At 58.4% G+C, this 20,818-nt stretch carries 14 protein-coding genes and 4 pseudogenes; 9 read left to right on the forward strand and 9 right to left on the reverse strand.

Going from position 1 to position 20,818, the window contains the following annotated elements:
• Positions 1-520: 520 nt before the first annotated feature.
• Genes RI444_RS22280 through RI444_RS22295 form a run of 4 tightly spaced genes read left to right on the forward strand, consistent with a single transcriptional unit; the run spans position 521 to position 7,896 of the window.
• Positions 521-3,238, forward strand: a complete 2,718-nt coding sequence (locus RI444_RS22280; RefSeq protein ID WP_243542951.1) for a DNA methyltransferase — start codon at positions 521-523, stop codon at positions 3,236-3,238.
• Entirely contained in the window at positions 3,235-5,223 is a 1,989-nt protein-coding gene (locus tag RI444_RS22285) for a DEAD/DEAH box helicase (RefSeq protein WP_243542952.1), read from the forward strand. Before RI444_RS22280 ends, RI444_RS22285 begins: the two co-directional genes overlap by 4 nt.
• On the forward strand, positions 5,220-6,413 hold the full coding sequence (locus RI444_RS22290) for a GIY-YIG nuclease family protein (protein ID WP_243542953.1): 1,194 nt from the start codon (positions 5,220-5,222) through the stop codon (positions 6,411-6,413). The genes RI444_RS22285 and RI444_RS22290 overlap by 4 nt, the downstream gene beginning before the upstream one ends.
• Positions 6,406-7,896 (forward strand): hypothetical protein, encoded by a 1,491-nt coding sequence (locus RI444_RS22295; RefSeq protein WP_243542954.1) that lies wholly within the window; start codon positions 6,406-6,408, stop codon positions 7,894-7,896. Before RI444_RS22290 ends, RI444_RS22295 begins: the two co-directional genes overlap by 8 nt.
• 140 nt (positions 7,897-8,036) lie before the next feature.
• Here RI444_RS22295 and RI444_RS22300 read toward each other — a convergent pair whose 3' ends face one another.
• Positions 8,037-8,996, reverse strand: a complete 960-nt coding sequence (locus tag RI444_RS22300) for a hypothetical protein (protein ID WP_316963918.1) — start codon at positions 8,994-8,996, stop codon at positions 8,037-8,039.
• A gap of 313 nt (positions 8,997-9,309) precedes the next feature.
• Between RI444_RS22300 and RI444_RS22305 the strand changes: the two are divergent.
• Positions 9,310-9,417: pseudogene (locus tag RI444_RS22305) on the forward strand (hypothetical protein); the annotation flags it as partial.
• Positions 9,381-10,400, forward strand: coding sequence for an IS3 family transposase (locus tag RI444_RS22310; protein ID WP_225740121.1), 1,020 nt, complete (start codon positions 9,381-9,383; stop codon positions 10,398-10,400). The pseudogene RI444_RS22305 and the gene RI444_RS22310, both read left to right, overlap by 37 nt.
• Positions 10,401-10,639: 239 nt before the next feature.
• On the opposite strand, the gene RI444_RS22315 is transcribed toward RI444_RS22310, so the two are convergent.
• From RI444_RS22315 to RI444_RS22335, 5 genes and pseudogenes are all read right to left on the reverse strand, one after another.
• Positions 10,640-12,409, reverse strand: coding sequence for an Hsp70 family protein (locus RI444_RS22315; protein ID WP_243542956.1), 1,770 nt, complete (start codon positions 12,407-12,409; stop codon positions 10,640-10,642).
• Between the two features lie 2 nt (positions 12,410-12,411).
• Complete coding sequence (locus RI444_RS22320) at positions 12,412-13,542, reverse strand: hypothetical protein (protein ID WP_243542957.1); 1,131 nt, start codon at positions 13,540-13,542, stop codon at positions 12,412-12,414.
• A 13-nt stretch (positions 13,543-13,555) separates the two neighbouring features.
• Positions 13,556-14,260, reverse strand: coding sequence for a hypothetical protein (locus tag RI444_RS22325; protein ID WP_316963919.1), 705 nt, complete (start codon positions 14,258-14,260; stop codon positions 13,556-13,558).
• Between the two features lie 129 nt (positions 14,261-14,389).
• Complete coding sequence (locus RI444_RS22330) at positions 14,390-15,409, reverse strand: IS3 family transposase (RefSeq protein ID WP_225740121.1); 1,020 nt, start codon at positions 15,407-15,409, stop codon at positions 14,390-14,392.
• Positions 15,373-15,564, reverse strand: a pseudogene (locus tag RI444_RS22335) (transposase); the annotation flags it as partial. The pseudogene RI444_RS22335 and the gene RI444_RS22330, both read right to left, overlap by 37 nt.
• Before the next feature lie 758 nt (positions 15,565-16,322).
• On the opposite strand from RI444_RS22335, the gene RI444_RS22340 reads away from it, so the two are divergent.
• Together RI444_RS22340 and RI444_RS22345 are read left to right on the forward strand one after the other, a co-directional pair.
• Entirely contained in the window at positions 16,323-16,595 is a 273-nt protein-coding gene (locus RI444_RS22340) for a hypothetical protein (RefSeq protein ID WP_243542959.1), read from the forward strand.
• 180 nt (positions 16,596-16,775) lie between these two features.
• A pseudogene (locus RI444_RS22345) lies at positions 16,776-16,943 on the forward strand (transposase); the annotation flags it as partial.
• Between the two features lie 29 nt (positions 16,944-16,972).
• Here RI444_RS22345 and RI444_RS22350 read toward each other — a convergent pair.
• Positions 16,973-17,794 (reverse strand): hypothetical protein, encoded by an 822-nt coding sequence (locus tag RI444_RS22350; protein WP_243542960.1) that lies wholly within the window; start codon positions 17,792-17,794, stop codon positions 16,973-16,975.
• 117 nt (positions 17,795-17,911) lie between these two features.
• Here RI444_RS22350 and RI444_RS22355 point away from each other — a divergent pair, with 117 nt between their 5' ends.
• The gene (locus RI444_RS22355; protein WP_316963920.1) at positions 17,912-19,558 is read left to right on the forward strand and encodes a DUF262 domain-containing protein; all 1,647 of its coding nucleotides are present in this window, start codon (positions 17,912-17,914) and stop codon (positions 19,556-19,558) included.
• A gap of 26 nt (positions 19,559-19,584) precedes the next feature.
• Here the strand turns inward: RI444_RS22355 and RI444_RS22360 are convergent, their stop codons facing one another.
• Together RI444_RS22360 and RI444_RS22365 are read right to left on the reverse strand one after the other, a co-directional pair.
• A complete protein-coding gene (locus tag RI444_RS22360; protein WP_225740121.1) occupies positions 19,585-20,604 on the reverse strand; it encodes an IS3 family transposase in 1,020 nt (339 codons plus the stop codon).
• Positions 20,568-20,759: pseudogene (locus RI444_RS22365) on the reverse strand (transposase); the annotation flags it as partial. The pseudogene RI444_RS22365 and the gene RI444_RS22360, both read right to left, overlap by 37 nt.
• Positions 20,760-20,818 lie beyond the last annotated feature (59 nt).

The raw sequence follows: 20,818 nt of genomic DNA on the forward strand, positions 1-20,818 counted from the left end.
GTTGTACTCTGCGCCATAGCCCACGCCGCTGCACAAGATGACTGGCGCGTACTGACATATGCGTTGTTATCGGCGCGCACGGGTGGGGCAATTGACCGTTCCTAATTCGCTGGCATCATCGCGGAGAACGAGGATAGCTGGCGGGAGTACGGGCGACGACGTCACGGACTGCGCGATGGCGCGAGTCATCGGCAAGACGGCCTTGGGTGACATCAATGTAATCACTTGTGGGATGCCGGGAGATCTGCCCTCAACTTTCCTCAGCTTCTTTAAAATCAGCCCTTATCGGGTCATGGGGAGGGGCAGCCTTCGCATGACCCGGTGATGGAAAATCAACTGCGGTCAGGTCCCGGATAAGATCACGGGGGGGGGGCAGTGCGCTTCCGCCCTACCTTGTAAGGAGTAACAACGTGTGTAAACCGCGGACCGAGGGTCTTCCAGCCTGCCCCCGGGGCAGGCACATAAGTACCAAGGGCAAGGCGGACCACGGCAGGAAAACGTTCGCGGAGGAAGCCCGTTCATGGCAAAGCTAAATCTGAAAGCCATCGAAGAGCGCGTTGCTCCGCTCGGAGGCCGTGAGGCGTACGACCGCGAGTTGATCTTTGATCTCTTGCTCGCCTACGGAAAGCCCCAAAGCAGCATCACCCGCCTGCGCAATGGCGATTTAAACGTCGCTGCCGACAAGGACACTGAGGTCGCGCAGAAGAAGGTCGTCTACTTCAAGGAGACATCGGGCGACACCCTGGAAGAACTCGAGGAGCTGAAGAAATCCCCGGACGTCGTGCGCTTCAGCGCGCGGTTCGTCATCGTCACCGACTACGTCGAGCTCGTGGCCACGGACACCCAGACGGGCGAGACAATCGGATTCCCGATCGGGGAAATTGGCCAGCACTTCACCTTCTTCCTGCCCTGGGCGGGGATGGAGAAGGCGCAGTACGTCGCCGAAACCCACGCGGACGTCAAAGCTGCCGAGCGCATGGGCAAACTGTTCGATGAGCTGCTGCAGGCCAACCCTGATCTTCTTAAGCAGCCAGGGGGACGCCACGCGCTTAACCTGTTTTTCACTCGTCTGCTGTTCTGCTACTTCGCCGAGGACACAGGCATCTTTGCCGAGAGCCAGTTCACTAATGCCGTCGGGTCCCACACGCTGGACGACGGCTCGGACACCGCGGACTTCCTCACAGACCTGTTCACGGCGCTGGACACTGCAGACGCGTCCGATAAGCCCAAACACCTCGCGGCATTTCCCTACGTCAATGGCCGGCTGTTCACGATGTCCGAGGACCACGTTGTGCCGGTGTTCACCAAGAAGGCGCGGGAAGAACTCATCAACGCCGGCAAGCTCATTTGGCGCGAGATCAACCCGGACATCTTCGGATCGATGTTCCAGGCGATCGTCACGCCAGGCAAGCGCAGCGACCTGGGCCAGCACTACACGTCGGTACCGAACATCCTCAAGACGATCGAACCGCTCTTCCTCAATACCTTGAAGGACGAGCTCGACGAGAGCTTTGACTCCGTGAAGAAGCTGGAAGCACTGCTCAACCGGATCAGCGCCATCAAGGTCTTTGACCCAGCCTGTGGCTCCGGCAACTTCCTGATCATCGCCTACAAGGAGCTGCGAAAGCTCGAACATGCGATCCTCGAACGTCTAGCCGAACTGGACGACAAACACCTCGTATTGTTCGCAGAGTCCAGGATCAACATCGAAAATTTCTACGGGATCGAAATCGATGATTTCGCCGTAGAAGTCGCAATCCTCTCCCTCTGGATTGCCAAGCACCAGATGAACACGGAGTTCAAGGAAAAGTTTAATGTCTCGATCCCGCTGATCCCGCTGAAGGAGACCGGTCAGATCAAGCAGGGCAACGCGACCCACTTCGACTGGAACCATGTCTGCCCGAACGACGGCGGTGAGATATATCTGATCGGGAACCCCCCATACGTGGGGTCGAGCATGCAGTCGAGCGACCAGAAAACAGACTTTTCTTTCGTTTTTGGTCGGCGACCCTTCTCGAAGAACCTCGATTACATCGCTCTCTGGTTTGTAAAGGGTTCCGATTACATAAAAGGAACTCGGGCTCAGCTCGCATTCGTCACGACAAACTCCGTCGCACAGGGCGAACACGTGAGCTTGATGTTTCCCACAATCTTCAACATGGGAATTGAGATTGGCTTTGCCTACACCTCATTCAAATGGGAAAACAACGCCAAGCGCAACGCAGGTGTGACAGTGGCGGTCATAAGTCTTCGAAATGAGTCGAATGCGCCAAAATACATCTTCACAGACGATCTTCAAATCGCCGCCAAAAACATCAACGGCTATCTCACCGATGCCCCGAGCATCATAGTAGGTCGTCAGATGAAGCCGATCTCAACTGGACTCCCACCCATGGCCTTTGGGTCGAAGCCAACGGACGGCGGGTACCTCGTACTTGAGCCCGATGAGAAGGCACGGTTGCTCGACGAGCACCCTATAGCCGCTCAGTTCGTGAAGAGATACGTCGGTGCCGCCGATTACATCAACGACATCGAGAGATACTGCTTATGGATTACAGATCGCGAGGTTAGAGCTGCGCGCCTGATTCCACCCATAGCCTCCCGACTGGACAAGCTTTCGGAGTGGCGACTCGAGAGCAAGGCGCAGAGTACGGTCGACTTCGCCGGCCGTCCACACCGGTTCAAGCAGATCGCATACAAACCGTCAAACTCGATCTTCGTGCCGCGAGTCTCGTCGGAACGGCGGACCTACATCCCAATGGGCTACTTGGATGAGGGATACGTCATCAATGACCAAGCGTACGCGGCATACGACGCGGAGCCGTGGGTATTCGCTGTGCTGACTTCATCGATGCACATGTCCTGGACACGTGCGGTTGCCGGCCAGATGGAGACTAGGCTCCGCTACTCAAACACCATCGTCTACAACAACTTCCCCGTCCCGCCACTGCCAGATGCGATGAAGGAAAAGCTCACTGTCGCTGCACTGCGGGTGCTCGACGTCCGCGAGTACCACTGCGAACGGACCTTGGCAGAGCTCTATGATCCTGACTTGATGCCCGACGATCTTCGCGCCGCCCACGCGGAGATCGACGCACTGGTCGATTCCATCTACTCCAAACGCGGCTACGAGACTGACGAACAAAGACTGTCGGACCTCTTTGCTATGTATGAGGAGATGACTAAAGCCGAGGCTACAAAAGCCCCAGCCAGGAAGACCCGGAGGACCGCGAAGTGAACGCGATCAAGAAGCCCATCAACATCGTCGACGTCACTTATGCCCAAACGAGGGCTTCGGTGAACACGGACGCGCTTGGCATGCGCGAGATGCAGCAGCGGGTCTTCGCGAAGCGTGACGCGCAGCACCTGCTGGTCAAGGCCCCGCCCGCTTCGGGCAAATCGCGTGCGCTGATGTTCGTGGCCCTCGACAAGCTCTACAACCAAGGACGCAAGAAGGTCATCGTGGCTGTCCCGGAGCGCTCGATTGGCGCGTCCTTCGCCTCGACTGAGCTGTCCAAGTTCGGCTTCTTCGCGAACTGGGAGATCAAGCCGGAGCACAACCTCTGTGATGCCGGCTCTTCAGCCGGCAAGGTCGACGCGTTCATCAGCTTCCTCGAAGGGCCCGATGCAACGCTTGTGTGCACCCACGCGACACTCCGCTTCGCGTTCGAGAAGCTGGCACCGGAGTCGTTCAACGGCACAGTTCTCGCGATCGACGAGTTCCACCACGTCTCCGCGGACGTTGAGTCGAGCCGCCTCGGCGCGCTCCTGCGGGACGTGATGAAAGGCAGCGACGTCCACATCGTCGCGATGACGGGCTCCTACTTCCGCGGGGACTCCGTCCCGGTGCTTTCGCCGGAGGACGAGGCCAGGTTCACGCCTGTCACGTTCAACTACTACGACCAGCTCAACGGCTACGAGCATCTGCACTCGCTCGGCATCGGCCACCACTTCTACCAGGGCCGCTACACCGACGCGATCGGCGAAGTGCTGGACCTCGACAAGAAAACCATCGTGCACATCCCGAACGTCAACTCGGGTGAATCCACGAAGGACAAGCTCGAAGAGATTGGCCGCATCATCGATGTCATCGGGCACGTCGAGGAGACCGACCGGGACACGGGCATCATCAGCGTGCGCCGGCAGGACACTGGAACCATCGTCCGTGTCGCGGACCTCGTCGACGACACCGACCAGAGGAAGCGCGGCGACACCCTCCACTACCTGGCACACACAGCCTCCAAGAACCGCGACGCAGTCGACATCATCATCGCCCTCGGCATGGCTAAAGAAGGCTTTGACTGGCCCTTTGCCGAGCACGCCCTCACCGTCGGGTACCGGGCCTCGCTGACCGAGGTCATCCAGATCATCGGCCGTGTCACCCGCGACAGCCCCGGCAAGGAGCACGCCCAGTTCACGAACCTCATCGCCGAGCCGGACGCCACACAGGGTGAGGTGAAGGTCTCGGTCAACAACATGCTCAAGGCCATCACCGCTTCTCTCCTCATGGAACAGGTGCTCGCGCAGAACTTCACCTTCAAGACGAAGAAGTTCGACGGCGACGACTCCGAGGTGCCGGGCCAGCTGAAGATCAAGGGCTTCAAGGAACCGTCGAGCGATCGCGTGAAGCAGATCGTGGAGACTGATCTGAACGACCTGAAGGCGACGATCCTCCAGGACGATTCCTTCGCGCGCGCCGCCGCCGGCTCTGTGGACGCGGAGACGACCAACAAGGTGCTTATCCCTAAAATTATCCGCGAGAAGTACCCGGATCTCACTGAGGCCCAGGTGGAGGAGGTCCGCCAGCAGGTCGTCGTGGACTCTGTGATCAAGAACGGCGAAGTGCGCACAGTCGGCGACAAGCGGTTCATCAAAATGGCAGAGAAGTTCGTCAACATCGACGACCTCAACATCAACCTCATCGACTCGGTGAATCCGTTCCAGCGCGCCTTCGAGGTCATGTCGAAATCGGTGACCCCCTCAGTGCTCCGGATCATTCAGGACCAGATCACGGCCACCCGTGTCGAGTTCACCGAAGAAGAAGCGCTGGCACTCGTCCCCAAGATCAAGAACTGGATCAAGGTCAACGGTGGCCGGCGACCGGACTCGCGGGCCGAGGACCCGACTGAGAAGCGCTATGCAGACGCACTGCTGTGGCTCCAACGGGCGAAGCAGAAGCTCGAAGCCGAAAAGCGGGCAAATGAGATGGTGGAGAGCGAATGAGCGATTACGACGACATCCTCGAAGCAGCACCGTCCTCCCTGCAGGACCTCATCGACAACGACCTCGACGGGCTCCTCGACGCGCCCGAGAAGCCCAGGAAGATCACCTCGTCCGACCGGCTCGAACGTGCATTCCTGGAGATCGTGGAGTTCCGGCGAACGCACGGGCGTCTGCCCAGCTCGGTGACCCGGGAGATCGCCGAACGGAAGCTCGGGGCCCGGCTCGAAGGCATCCTCGCCAACGACGAAAAGATTGCGGCGCTCAAACACCTCGACACGGAGTTCGATTTACTCACAATAGAAGCAGCTCCTGAGTCGCTGGGCGACCTTCTTGAGAGCGATGAGCTGGACGATCTGCTCGGCGACGACTCCGGCATCCTCGACGTGTCGGATCTACCCGTGATCAAGCGGCCCGAGTCTCCGGACTCGGTTGCCCAGCGGGTGAAATCCGAGGACTTCGACTTGTTCGAGCCGCTGTTCAAGGCCAAGCACGCCGAGTTGGCCGATGGCACATACAAGCTGATGCCCTTCACAGGCATGGATCTCATCCGCGTGGGTGTGTTCTTCGTGCTGAGCGGCGTCATGTGCTTCGTGGCTGAGGTCGGCGAGGACGTCGACCTGATCGTCGGCGGTAGGCCCAGGCAGAAGCAGCGCCTGCGCGTCGTCTTCGAGAACGGCACGGAGTCGGCGATGTACAGGCAGAGCCTCATGACCCGGCTATATGAAGCGCAGGGCCAGGTCCTTGCACGGGCGGGCCACGATGCCGGCGAAGTCCTCGACGCGGATGTGGAGAGCGGTCACATCTACGTGCTGCAGTCGCTCAGCGAGGACCCCCAAATCGCGGGAATGAACGACCTCCACAAGATCGGTTTCTCAACCACAAACGTCGAGACGCGGATCAAGAATGCGACAACTTCACCGACCTACCTGATGGCACCCGTGAAGGTGCTGGCGGACTACCGCCTCTACAACGTGCGTGCGTCGTGGCTGGAGCACCTCCTGCACCGGGTGTTTGCCGAGGTGCGTCTGGACCTGACACAGGTAGACCGGAAAGGGCTCGACTACGATCCCTCGGAATGGTTCCTGGTGCCGCTGGAGACTATCAACAAGGCCGTCGCAATGATCATGTCCGGCGAGATCACCGACTACGTCTACGACAAGGCGCTGCAGCGACTGGTCAAGCGTGGCTGAGGCGGAGGCTCAATGGGCCGCTGACCCCGCAGGTGTCTACTTCAGCGATCGATTCAACGTGGACCCACAGGTGCTTGAGGACTGGGGTGCCTTCGACATCTCAGTCGTCTCCGACCTCCCGGTCTTCATCGATCCATTCCTGCTTTTCAACAGCGATAAGGAAGAGTACCGCGCGCTGCACGAGCAGATCGTCAACTATCTCCGCTTCCTACGCGATCACGCCGACGAACCGCTCGATTCGGGCCGCATCAAGAGCTGGTACTCGTTCAGCGAGGTGAGGCAGAACTGGCTCGGGTTCACCGTCGGCAGCAACCGCGGCCACGGCCTCGGAAGGAAGTTCGCAGTCGCAATGCACGGCGCCCTTGGCAATCTGCTCCGCAACGTCGGCAACGAGCCCATCACCAACTCGACCCATGTCGAGAAGCTCGCCCTCGTCAGCAACGGTGTCGGCCGGGACACCATCTCAGACCTGACGACAAACCTCATCAAACATTTCCTGCTGAAGTACACGAGCGAATTCGCAATCAAGCACCTCCCTCCGGACAGCCGGAAGAAGATCGCGGTCCCGCGCGCGAAGTTCAACTACAACACCCAGACGTGGGCGGCCGGGACGTACGAGCTCCCATTCACGGAAGGCGATTTCGTGATTCTGACCCCCAGCGATCTCCTCACGAAGGACGATACGTGGATCAACCGCTCCGACATGGATCGATCTTTTGACACGGTTCTCGAAGCAACAGAAGACGATCAGCTCAGATCGGACGTCAACAACTACCTCGCCAAACGCCTTACCGAGAAGTCTACGGACAAGGACCACCGCGAGGCGCGTGCTCTCGCTCTGCGCCACTTCCCCGAGCTCGTCGACTGCTACATCAAACTCAAAGAAGAGACCGGCGACCAGGCCATCGCCAGAAGCTGGGAGAAGGTTCAAGACACCCAAGCCCTGCTCCGCGACCAGGTGCAGCTGGCGGCCCGTGACATCGCTCAGAAGACGAGCCTCTACGAGAAGCCGTGGAACTCGCAGCAGGAAGCGCGCCGGGCAGTCGGAATCTTCAAGAACTACGTCGAGAACCAAGACGGCTGGCGCGCAATCAACAAGGGCGACGGTAAAGGTTTGTCAAGCGAAGCGGATGTCCAGATCTTCTTCGGCCTGCTACTCCAAGAATCCCGGTTCGATGTCAACCGCGAAGCCAACAACGGTCGCGGACCGGTCGACTTCAAGATTTCGATGGGCCTCGACAAGACCCTGATCGAGTTCAAGCTCGCCAAAAGCAGCTCCCTTAAGCGCAATATGGAGAACCAAGTCGAGGTCTATAAGAAGGCGAATGGCACAGACTCAGCAGTCTTTGTCGTCATCGCGTACTCGGCGAAGGAAATCGAAAAGACTGAGAACGCGGTGCAGGACCTCGGCCTGAACAGGACGGACACGATGGAGGTTGTCATCATCGATGCTTCACCGAAGGAGTCGGCCTCCAAGGTCTAGCCCCGTTAGGCCACAAACATTTTCACGAACATCAAGTGCTTACCATCTTGTCGGCAACCCGCCTGCACAGCTGGCACCGGTCGGCACTCAGTGTTCGGAGTGGTCAGCGATTCTGTTGGATGGCATGGCTTCGCAGCCAGCTATACGGAGCGAAGTCGGTCAATGTGGCGGCGCTGCTCCTTGTCGTCCTGCTTTATGTGAACGCTGACAAGCACACGGTTGCCGTCGGGCTTGTAGTAGAGACGGCCCATGTCTTCACTTCCGGCAATTCCGGTTGAGAGCTTCGAAATTTCGCGCCATCCTCGGACGCCTTCTAGATCTTTTCCGAGGTTCTCGCCCATATCGATCTGGACGAGCGACCGTAGAAGCGAAGCTGGTGATTCCACATTTGCCAGGACTTCTGCGCCATCGAGAACGAAAACTAGCCGCGAAAAGATCGTGTCCAGAAATCCGAGGACGCCTCGCCGCGGGACTGTGGAATTTGTGGTGGTTCTACGTCGTTCGCCTTCCTGTTGCTGGAACTCTTGGATCCTGTCTTGCAGGGCAGACATCGTAGCCTTCAGAGAAACGATCCGGGCCCCATCTTGTTCTGCCCGAGTGCGCCAGTTCGCGATGCTGCTGTGGAGTTCAGCGTTCTCAGACAGTGCAAATTCAAGTAGCTCTTCCGTCTCCTTTTGTTCAGCCAGGAGTTCTTTGGCGTAGTTGGATGGTTCAGTTGAGTTGGCCAGTGTCGCGATCTGGGTACGCAGAGTTTTCTGGTGCTCTAGCGACCGCTTGAGGTCGGCCGACAGTTTAGCTTCGCGGTCTGTAGCCGCTTTGAGCCGCTGGCGAAGGTTGTGAACTTCTAGTTCTGACCCGGTTAGGCGCTCCTGTAGCGTGATGGTTTGGTCAAGCAGACGCTCGACCTGGGCGGTGAGGTCTTCCAGCCGTGTATCTTCTGGTTGTAAGAGATCGGGTAGAGGGCTGACTGCTGAAGGCGAGAATGCCGCTGAAACCCGTGCTATTACTTCGTCGCGGCCAGCCTGTAGGCGCAGGCGGGCAAACCAGTCATAGAACTTGCCATCGGAGGCCGTTCGATGGCTTACGTCCCACCGCTGCACTGAGAGGTCCGCTGCTTCCAGGGCGCCAATGACCTCTGCTGCAGCTCGCTCGGAGGCGTTGAAAACGACGTGGTGCCCAAAGCGGTTGCTTTCGAGTGCCCATTCTCCGGCAAATCCTTCGAATCTAGACGGCCTGATTGCGTTACTGAGTCGGGGCGCGTAGGGGACTGAGGCATTGGTTGGGTCCCCGTGTAGGAGTCCGGTGACTATGTGAGTTTCGTGTCCGAGAATGGACGCAGGAGGAAATTCACTAGTTATGGCACGTAGGCATACCCCCGAGCAGGTCATCGCGAAGGTCCGGCAGGGCCAGAAAATGCTCAATGAAGGACGGCCCCTCATCGAGGTCGTCAAGGAACTGCAGGTCACCGAGGCGACCTGGTACCGGTGGCTGAACCAGTACGGGTCCGAGAAGAACGCCGAGGCGACGAAACGGACCAAGGAGCTCGAGAAGGAGAACGCGAGGCTCAAGCGGCTGCTGGCCGAGAAAGAGCTAGCCATCGACATCCTGAACGAGGTGGCCAAGGGAAAATTCTGAGCCCCGAACCACGCCGCCGTGCCGTGCGCATGGCGATGGAGAAGTTCGGGGCGTCGGAACGCTTTGCCTGCAAAGTGCTGGGGCAGAACCGCTCCGCCCTGCGCAAGAAGAAACCCGAAATGAGTTTCGAGGAAACACGGCTGCGCGCTGACCTGCGGGCAGTCGCGCAGAAACACCCGGCGTGGGGCTGGAAGAAGGCCCGCTGGCACCTGCGTGCCCAGCCGCAGTGGCAGGACGTGGCGCTGAACAAGAAGCGGGTACGCCGGCTCTGGCGCGACGAGGGACTGGTTTGTAAACCCAAGCCGAAGAAGAAGCGCCGGACCGGCCCGGACGCCGGGGAACAGAAGCGCCTGAAAGCCGAATACCCGATGCACGTGATCAGCTTCGACTTCCAGTCCGACGTCACCTCCTGCGGGCGCCACATCCGCTTCTTCAACGTCATCGACGAATGCACCCGCACGGCGCTGGCGATCGTGCCGCGGCGCTCGTTCAAGGCTTCCGACGTGGTCGCCGTGCTGGAGAACATCATCGCCGAAACCGGTATCGAACCGGCGTACGTGCGCTGCGACAACGGACCGGAATTCACCGCCGCCGCACTGATCGAATGGTGCAGCACAGCCGGTGTGAAGACCGCGTTCATCGACCCGGGATCGCCCTGGCAGAACGGGTTCATCGAATCATTCAACGCCCAATTCAGAAGGGAACAACTCTCCGGAGAAATCATCGACACCATGGCCGAAGCAAAGTACTTGGCCGACGAATGGAAAGACATCTACAATCATGAACGGCCCCACGGATCCCTGGATGGAATGACACCATCCAACTACTGGAATCAGTGGACCGCAGACCACCAATCAGCTATCGCATAGCCGCTGGACTGCTAAAGGGGGCCCAATCAGCATCTGAGAAGAGGAACCGGTTGCAGTCCTCGATTTCCCATGACGCTCCCGAGATGTCAACGAGGTTGCCGTCGAAGACTGGGTAGACTGCGCCCGCAAATACTATGCCGGCATAACCATCGGGGGTCAGCCGAACTGGCCGGCGGATGGATTCTTCAACGGTGAAATCGCCGTCGACGATGCAGACGACAAGCTGCTGAGCTGCCACGCTAAATTACCGACGAGGCGCACCTGCAGGCAGGGTCGCCCCACTGCCGCTTACAGACAGCACATGGCATGTAGTACAGATGTTCCTGGATCTGCTCCTCAGTAGCTTGGCCGGGGCCGGGGATTCTCGAGAACGCTTGTGGTTTGTGCTTGTAGAGGACATCACCTGGAATTAAGCGCGAGTCCTTTTCGTCTGCAACATTGGCTCGGATTACGAGACCGTCGTTAGGCACGAAGCGGCTGGTATCGGCAGCGTCGATGGATCCGAGGTCCTCTGCACCGGGGAGGCCGATTCCGAACTCCAGGTCGAAATAGGAGGCTGTGGCGCGGCTACCTTGCTGGCTGGACTTGGCCTCTACCGAGAGGATGAGGTCATCGTCCACCTGGACGTCAAATTCGAGTCGTTCGGTGAGCGGCGGTGCACTCTTATCGACCTTGATGGTTACTACCCCTAGTGAAGTTCTGGGATCGCTTGCCTGTGGTTGCTCGGTCAGCTCTGAGGGTGCCACCACTGAGAACTTCGCGGTCCCATCCGTCGGGTCTGTGCAGTAGAGGTGGAAGCGCTCCCGGCGGACATGGTTGTGAGTGGGCATCGGCGTTCCGGCGCTTAGAAGGGGAAGCCTGGATCCGCGGGACATTTCCAGTTCAATTTGCTTTGCCAGTACTAACCGCTGCGAGTCATGAGCTATCCAGGCTGCGCCCTGCGAAACCAACGTGCCGCTGTTTTCCGGGACGAGCACGCGTTCTGGACCGAACAACTCGTGGAGGCTGCTCCGGATGCTGGGCATAGCTGCCATACCTCCTGCGACGAGGCAGAGTGAAATCTGGGCGGGAGCCATTCCGGCGGTTTCGAGAAGTGATTCAATTTCCCGAACTCCCGCTGCCACGAGGGGGCGGGTTATCCCGTCAAGTTCCTGTCGGCTCAGGGAGTACTGAAGCGTAGTACCAGATTCAGGGAAATAGCTCGGGCCGTAGAACGTTACTTTTGCGCGCTCTGACAGTTCGATCTTGTTTCGTTCCGTGAGTTGAAGCAGGCGTAAGCGTGCCTCTCGTGTCGGCTTGTCCGATCCTGAGATCCCGTGCGTGTTGGAGAACCTTGTGACGACCTCGTCGCGAATAACTTGATCAAATTCGTCGCCGCCGACGAGATCTGTCCCGCCATTACGCAGCTGAAGGATCCTGCCGGATTCAATCCGGCAGAGCGTTAGGTCGAGCGTGCCACCACCCCAGTCGACGACGAGAACATTGCGGCGCATCAACCGGCGCATCTCACTTTGAGGGTCCGCTGCTCCTCGAAGGTAGCCATATAGTGCTGCTAGCGGTTCGTGAACGAACTGGGCCACTGACATCCCGGCCTGAGCGAACGCCTCGCGAAGCGCGGCACGTCTCGGACCGTTCATGTTCACCGGGATGGTGACGACAGCACGGTCCAATTCGCCCAGCACTTGACGCCGATTGCTTCGTTTGGACTCTGTCCGGACATGGCTGATGACTTCGGCCACAATATCGACAGGGCTGCGATCCACCCCGCCCACGTTGATGGTCTCTTGCCCCAGATAGAATTTGGGTGAGCGCACGGTGCTGCCATGGACTCCCAGTCCGACCTCTTCCAGGGCATGGCGTGCTTCTCGCCCAACTATTACTTCCTCGCCCTCGTACCGGACTACGGAAGGATGAGGACGGCCTTCTTCATCCAAGACATCAATGACCCGGTTGCCGCTTATTATGGAAACCAGGCTGTTTGTGGTTCCAAAATCGAATCCGACAATCATGGTTACACTCCATCGATTTCTTTGAGGCGTTTGACTTCGCCGCCGATCGCGTTCAGGGCTCGGTCAACGAACTCCTCAGCAACATCTGTGCTTCCGTTGCGTAATGCGTGAAGGCCGTCGTTCAGGAGCTCCACCTGGTTAGTTAAGCGACGGATGACTTGTGTTCGGAGAATTTCATAGTCATCTACGTGGTGGCTTCGATCCACTATCCGGCTGCTTTGCTCTGCAGCCAGGCGCCGCTTTAGATCATCGATTTCTGCCTCCAGGCGTGCGGAACGAGTCCTCTCAGAGTCCAGATCGCTTAGTCGTTGCTTGCCTAAAGCCTCAGCTCTTATCGCACGGAGTTCGTATTCTCGTGCCTGAATGGTGGCTCTTTCACGTCCAGCATCGCTGTCTTGCACACGAGTTGTGAATCGCTGGGATAGGTAGTGAAGGGCGTCAGTGTTCTTGGCAGCAGACAATACGGCAGCAGCTCGTGCTTCGTTTCGGTCCATGTGCTTTTTCCAGATGTGTGTGCTCATGTCATCAATAAAATGATCCAGTGGCATACCCCGAAGAACGCTCATGAGTGCAACCGTTGTCACCGCATTGACTCGCAGCCGCTCACGGGTAGCCTCGGTCAGGTCAGACGGTTTTTGAAGGCCAAGTTCATTGAACTTTGCTTCCTTGACTGCCTCGATGACTTGTTGGGTGGGAGCCTGGGTCTGGGCTTCCATCCACGGCCTGATCCGGTTTTTAAAGACACTGTGGTTATCCATGGCTTCCAGCACCAGATCAAGGATTCGTTCACGAACACGTCGTTCAGCGCCTAATTCGGCCACCGCCGCTAACACGTTGGGCGGAACATTGAGGAAAGGATCCGTTTGGACTAGTCGACGAACGGCATCCACTTCGTCTTGTGCCGCGTTGGGCTGCAGGGGTATGTCGTCTAGTGCTTTGCGTGTGAGGTTGAGCTTTCGGCCTGGTTCCCTGTAAGCAAACTCAAAGAGGGCAAGAATGGATTTGGGGGTTTCCTTCCTCGCTGTGGTGTCCGTGACCGGCGGTTGTGCCACCTTCCGTCGAAAGTTCTCATCGTGCTTGGAATCGGGCGCGACATCAGCAGCAGGCCCAGTGGATTCGGGATTTATCGTCACTATCTTGCAACTCCTATAGTTGGACGCGGGTTTGGAAGGCTGCATACCAGTCTTCGGTGAGTCGACTGTGACGTAGGTTCTCTGCGTGGCGCTTGGCGGAGACCAAATCACCGGCCGCGAAGGTGTGTTCAGCGGCAACAAGGTGCAGTTTGAGGGAATCGTTGAACCGCTGCGTGTTGATGCCTGAAGTTAGCTCAGATACAACGTCAGGCGCGGCGGACCCATCAAGCGGTATGGTGCTCCACTGTAGAACCTGTTCAATTACAGAATCGCTAAGTGCTCTGTCGAGACTCGAGTGCGGTGTAAGCGACAGGTCTCCCAGCGCGGTAGGTTGCCCAGTGAGCAGCGACTGGAGCCGTAGAGAGGCCTCTGCGACGCGTTGGCTCCTGGTTTTGGTCATGGCTCGTTTGAATTGGTTGTAGTGGAAGGCGACTATGCCGCAAATTGCTTCTGCCGGAGGTCGATCGAAGTTTCGGAGAATTTCGACTGCTTGGTCGTACTTAGCCTGATAGCCGTCTCCAGCAGGTGTTTCGTCGGGATTTCCGCTCTCCGCCGCGCGTTCGCGGGCCATGACGCCGTACAGATAGTTGGCAAGACCCGCGACGTACCTGGCGGAGGTCGGATAGTGCTTGGAGCGCATAATGAAGTCATCGATGGAGCGGGCACTTAGCTCACGTCCATCTATTAGGCGGTCTAGAGCCTCGTCGACCGAGAGCAAGTCGTTTTCCTCGGTGAGATTGAACTCGAACTCGAAACGCGGTGGACGGGGAACACCATTTTGCGCGAGGGTAACTTCGACTACCCCGGTCCGCTGAGAGTGATTGGGCCCCCTTTAGCAGTCCAGCGGCTATGCGATAGCTGATTGGTGGTCTGCGGTCCACTGATTCCAGTAGTTGGATGGTGTCATTCCATCCAGGGATCCGTGGGGCCGTTCATGATTGTAGATGTCTTTCCATTCGTCGGCCAAGTACTTTGCTTCGGCCATGGTGTCGATGATTTCTCCGGAGAGTTGTTCCCTTCTGAATTGGGCGTTGAATGATTCGATGAACCCGTTCTGCCAGGGCGATCCCGGGTCGATGAACGCGGTCTTCACACCGGCTGTGCTGCACCATTCGATCAGTGCGGCGGCGGTGAATTCCGGTCCGTTGTCGCAGCGCACGTACGCCGGTTCGATACCGGTTTCGGCGATGATGTTCTCCAGCACGGCGACCACGTCGGAAGCCTTGAACGAGCGCCGCGGCACGATCGCCAGCGCCGTGCGGGTGCATTCGTCGATGACGTTGAAGAAGCGGATGTGGCGCCCGCAGGAGGTGACGTCGGACTGGAAGTCGAAGCTGATCACGTGCATCGGGTATTCGGCTTTCAGGCGCTTCTGTTCCCCGGCGTCCGGGCCGGTCCGGCGCTTCTTCTTCGGCTTGGGTTTACAAACCAGTCCCTCGTCGCGCCAGAGCCGGCGTACCCGCTTCTTGTTCAGCGCCACGTCCTGCCACTGCGGCTGGGCACGCAGGTGCCAGCGGGCCTTCTTCCAGCCCCACGCCGGGTGTTTCTGCGCGACTGCCCGCAGGTCAGCGCGCAGCCGTGTTTCCTCGAAACTCATTTCGGGTTTCTTCTTGCGCAGGGCGGAGCGGTTCTGCCCCAGCACTTTGCAGGCAAAGCGTTCCGACGCCCCGAACTTCTCCATCGCCATGCGCACGGCACGGCGGCGTGGTTCGGGGCTCAGAATTTTCCCTTGGCCACCTCGTTCAGGATGTCGATGGCTAGCTCTTTCTCGGCCAGCAGCCGCTTGAGCCTCGCGTTCTCCTTCTCGAGCTCCTTGGTCCGTTTCGTCGCCTCGGCGTTCTTCTCGGACCCGTACTGGTTCAGCCACCGGTACCAGGTCGCCTCGGTGACCTGCAGTTCCTTGACGACCTCGATGAGGGGCCGTCCTTCATTGAGCATTTTCTGGCCCTGCCGGACCTTCGCGATGACCTGCTCGGGGGTATGCCTACGTGCCATAACTAGTGAATTTCCTCCTGCGTCCATTCTCGGACACGAAACTCACATAGTCACCGGACTCCTACACGGGGACCCAACCAAGAGCAGAGGACTTCGGCTACGCTTTCCAACGAGACTGTGCTGCCGTTCACCGTGACTTTATCGGTATTGCGTATTACCCAGTCGTCGACCGAGGTTTCTTCTGTGACGAGGAGTCGACCTCTTCCGCATTCCCGGCCCTTAAACACCAGGACGGGCCGTTGAATTGAATGTCCTTGAAACGTGTGAACACGGAAGTCACGCTCGGTGACGAACTGGAGGCCACATGTTGTACATGGGAACACCGAGACCTGCCGCTCGTCGATGAATCCTCCGCCGCCCTCTTCAGTGTGCTCATGGAACTCCATGTAACCGGTATGCCAGAAACCCACTGCGCTCCTAGATCTCCGCTGTTGAGTCGTGCGCGAAGAAGACCGGCCGTGGAGGACGGTCATCCTCTCCGGTCGTATGTTCTTCGATGCTTAGGCATGGGACGGCGGTCCCTGCCTGCCAAGACGTAAGGTGTCTTCGTTTGTCAGAGAAATTACCCATGTTCTTCCTTCCGGCCCAGCGGTGACCGAACAGGGCGAGCTTTTTTGCATATGTGGGGAGTATATATCTGCTGGTAACAGGCCTTCGACGACGTAGTCGCTGCGCTTGAACCATACTCGAAGTTATGTGCAACTTGAGGTTCAAGGGAAACGAGCAGCGGTGGATCTGATAAGACTATTCACGAGGTCACTAAAAATGTACTGAGGGGATCAATTTTGACGAGATACGATGAGAATCCAGAAGCTGCGGAAGCCGCCATCAAAGAGGCTAGTGTTGCCATAGATAAGCTGGATGACGAGTTGGCTATCGCTAAGGAACGGGCCGAAGAAATCGAGCGACAAGCGAACGAAGCGAAGTCGCCCGAGGAAGAGGCCGTCGCGCTTCGCAGACTCGCAACGATCGAGCAGGAAATACAGGACCTATCCCAGGACCTAACCTCCGCCGAACGTTACTTTGGGAACGTCCAAGAGTTCTGGCTCGAGAGCTGACGTCTTCCTCAACATCCGGGTATGAGATGAGTGGTGTAAGCGGCGGCCGGTGATGCCGGCTGGCTAGGCGTATTAGGCCGACAGGTACGTCGTGCACTCCTCGCCGCAAACAGGCACGCGTGGCGTCAGCCTCTGTTGGTGGACACCTGAAGTAGCGGGATCCTGGGATTCTGCGGGAAGGTGTTCCTTGTGAGCACGACACGACGTATATTCACTCCGGAGTATCGGCGGGAGGCTGCCCGGCTGGTGATTGATACTGGCAGGCCGGTCGCGCCGGTCGCGCCGGTGGCTCGGGAGCTGGGGCTGGGTGAGCAGGTGCTGGGCCGGTGGGTGGCTCAGGAGCGGACCCACTGGGCAGCTCCTGATCGTGCTGCGGTCTAGGCCTTGTCTTTGGCCCACCACAGAAATTCGGACGCGTGCTGTTGGTGCCGGAAGCCATCGCCGAGAAGGGCAAGCAACAAGTCATTGCTCCATAGGATGAGGCGTCCAATGGTCCAGTCGACTCTCTCGGGGTCGGGCAGTTCGATACCCCAGAGGGAGCGTGCAATCTCCCGCTTTCCTGCTTCTCCGGTGTACTTGAGGATCGTCAGGTACCGGTCGGGATAGATGATGCAGAGGACCTTCGTGAGGAGTGACTCCTTGAAGCCCTTCATTCCGTAGGGCGTTGTGTCGTTGATTAGGGCCGTGAGGCGGTCCTCCAGATCCACCGGCGATGTGCCCCGAAGCAGATACTCGACCGCTTTGCGGACCCTTGCTGCGCCGGCGTCGGGACCCATTTCGTTCCATGCTTCATTGAAGACGGACATGTTCCCCGGGTTCGCGCCGACATTTGAGTTGGCGAAGTCCTTGAGATCCTGTGGGTCTGCTTTTAGCAGGCCTCCGGCGCTGAACAACTGCTGGTATTTGGCCCAGTAAGGGGCGACGTTGGGTACAGGCTCGGGTTCGCGGCTGAGAAACTCGGACTTGAGTTCGTTGGCACGAGTGAGCTTTTCGGGATCGACGTCTCCTGGTTTGGGAAACTTCTTTTTGATCTCGTCCAAGGTCGGCAGTTGGATCTTTTGACGCGCAGGTTCACCTCGGAGCCATTCGTGTTCGCAGGATGTGCACCCGAGCTTCTTCTGCGTTCCGGTCAGTCGCTCAACCAGCTTGACGTGCTCGTCTGTCTGACAGATTGAGCACTCGATGAGATCAATAGCCAAGCGACTTACCTTTCGAAGATGCCAATTACCTGGGAGCGACCCAACAATAGCAGCCCCATGTGACCATGGTTCGCCACGTACTCTTAGCAGGACGAGGCCTTCGAATATGGTGGGGGCATGGACGCAATACTCGAGCGACGTGCTGTCGGAGACATCGAAGGGTCATTCTTTGTTCCCGCCTATCAACGCGGCTATCGATGGGGGACCGAAGAAGTGGGGCGCTTGCTCGACGACATTTGGGCGAGCAACGGCGACTCTTATTACCTGCAGCCAATCGTCGTGAAGCCGATGTCGGATGGTAGATGGGAATTGATCGACGGTCAGCAGAGGTTGACCTCTTTGTTCCTGATATTTCAATATATGCAGAGCGAGGGCCTCCAGAACTCCGGGGCCGGATTCACGATCGAGTATGAGACACGAAGCGGAAGCGCGGACTTCCTGAGCAAGCCGACGGAATCGCGCAGACGGGAGAACATTGACTTCCATCACATATTCGTCGCCTACGCGCATATCAGTCAGTGGTTTGATCAGTATGGGCACCGCAAGCAGTGGGCCGCGAATCGGTTCTACGATTACCTTTTCGAGTCAGTCCGAGTGATTTGGTATGAAGCTGCGAAGGAACTTGATTCCATCGCGCTCTTCACGCGTTTGAACGTCGGGCGGATCCCACTCTCGGACGCCGAGCTCGTTAAGGCTCAATTGCTTGCTAAACTCCAGCATCGTCCGGGCTTCTCTGACCGCAGCGAGCAGACGGCAGCTCAGTGGGACCAGTTCGAACGTGAACTACGGGTACCTGAGGTCTGGTCCTTCGTGACCACGCGTCCTGAAGATGAACCAACGCGGATTAGCCTTATCTTGGATGCCCTTGCGGATCGTCGCGGAGGCACGCCGTTCGACGGGCACCGGCCCCGGTACTACACGTTCGAGACGCTTCGGCCAATGATCGACGATGACCCTCAAGCATTCTGGGACGAAGTGGTTAAGCTGCACTCGCTCATCATCGGCTGGTACGAGGATCGTGACATCTTCCACAAGGTTGGGTACCTTGTGGCGTCCCGAAAACATACATTCGCGAGCCTTCTTCACGCAGTGTCGGGGCTGACTCGGCCAGCACTCCAGGCCGTGCTTGATGAACTCATTGCCAAGCATTTGAACCTCAACGCCGACGAAGTCGCTGACCTCGACTACCAGAAGTCGGGTTCGAAATGCTCGGACGTTCTCCTCCTGATGAACGTGGAGACAGTCCGTCGGCGTGCCGACTCCACGGAGCATTACTCGTTCCATGCGCACTCCCGCGGTGTTTGGTCGCTCGAACACATCCACGCGCAGAACGCACTGGACCTCAAACGCGACACTAAAGTCTGGACCGAATGGCTCAGGCTGCACCGCGACGCTATCAGCGACGTCCCGGGCGTCGAGGAGGGCCTTCGTAGGAACCTCCTGGCCGGAATCGATGAGGTCCTAGCGGCGATCGCTGACCCTCGAATCGTCGCGGTGGGTACCCAGTTCGATCGGATCAAAGCCTTGGTCGAAATGGCGCTTACTGAAGGAAACGCTGACGACGAAGGTGTGCATAGGATTTCCAACCTTGCATTGCTTGCAAGCGGTGATAACAGTGCCTTGTCGAACTCGACATTCGAGGTGAAGCGCAGGGAGATCATTGGTCGTGACAAAACAGGTTCCTACATCCCCCCTTGCACCCGCAACGTTTTCCTGAAGTACTACACCGACGCCGATGACCAACAGATTCATTTCTGGGGGTGATTGGGCCCCCTTTAGCAGTCCAGCGGCTATGCGATAGCTGATTGGTGGTCTGCGGTCCACTGATTCCAGTAGTTGGATGGTGTCATTCCATCCAGGGATCCGTGGGGCCGTTCATGATTGTAGATGTCTTTCCATTCGTCGGCCAAGTACTTTGCTTCGGCCATGGTGTCGATGATTTCTCCGGAGAGTTGTTCCCTTCTGAATTGGGCGTTGAATGATTCGATGAACCCGTTCTGCCAGGGCGATCCCGGGTCGATGAACGCGGTCTTCACACCGGCTGTGCTGCACCATTCGATCAGTGCGGCGGCGGTGAATTCCGGTCCGTTGTCGCAGCGCACGTACGCCGGTTCGATACCGGTTTCGGCGATGATGTTCTCCAGCACGGCGACCACGTCGGAAGCCTTGAACGAGCGCCGCGGCACGATCGCCAGCGCCGTGCGGGTGCATTCGTCGATGACGTTGAAGAAGCGGATGTGGCGCCCGCAGGAGGTGACGTCGGACTGGAAGTCGAAGCTGATCACGTGCATCGGGTATTCGGCTTTCAGGCGCTTCTGTTCCCCGGCGTCCGGGCCGGTCCGGCGCTTCTTCTTCGGCTTGGGTTTACAAACCAGTCCCTCGTCGCGCCAGAGCCGGCGTACCCGCTTCTTGTTCAGCGCCACGTCCTGCCACTGCGGCTGGGCACGCAGGTGCCAGCGGGCCTTCTTCCAGCCCCACGCCGGGTGTTTCTGCGCGACTGCCCGCAGGTCAGCGCGCAGCCGTGTTTCCTCGAAACTCATTTCGGGTTTCTTCTTGCGCAGGGCGGAGCGGTTCTGCCCCAGCACTTTGCAGGCAAAGCGTTCCGACGCCCCGAACTTCTCCATCGCCATGCGCACGGCACGGCGGCGTGGTTCGGGGCTCAGAATTTTCCCTTGGCCACCTCGTTCAGGATGTCGATGGCTAGCTCTTTCTCGGCCAGCAGCCGCTTGAGCCTCGCGTTCTCCTTCTCGAGCTCCTTGGTCCGTTTCGTCGCCTCGGCGTTCTTCTCGGACCCGTACTGGTTCAGCCACCGGTACCAGGTCGCCTCGGTGACCTGCAGTTCCTTGACGACCTCGATGAGGGGCCGTCCTTCATTGAGCATTTTCTGGCCCTGCCGGACCTTCGCGATGACCTGCTCGGGGGTATGCCTACGTGCCATAACTAGTGAATTTCCTCCTGCGTCCATTCTCGGACACGAAACTCACATAGTCACCGGACTCCTACACGGGGACCCAACCAGGGGGT

Origin of the sequence: Paenarthrobacter sp. AT5 (assembly GCF_032764245.1) — a bacterium.
In the GTDB taxonomy this organism is placed as follows: Bacteria; Actinomycetota; Actinomycetes; order Actinomycetales; family Micrococcaceae; genus Arthrobacter; species Arthrobacter ureafaciens.

Bases quoted from the DNA above. Each gene is read 5' to 3' on its own strand.
- RI444_RS22315 (WP_243542956.1), bottom strand. From the start codon at position 12,409: ATGATTGTCGGATTCGATTTTGGAACCACAAACAGCCTGGTTTCCATA.
- RI444_RS22355 (WP_316963920.1), top strand. From the start codon at position 17,912: ATGGACGCAATACTCGAGCGACGTGCTGTCGGAGACATCGAAGGGTCA.
- RI444_RS22280 (WP_243542951.1), top strand. From the start codon at position 521: ATGGCAAAGCTAAATCTGAAAGCCATCGAAGAGCGCGTTGCTCCGCTC.
- RI444_RS22290 (WP_243542953.1), top strand. From the start codon at position 5,220: ATGAGCGATTACGACGACATCCTCGAAGCAGCACCGTCCTCCCTGCAG.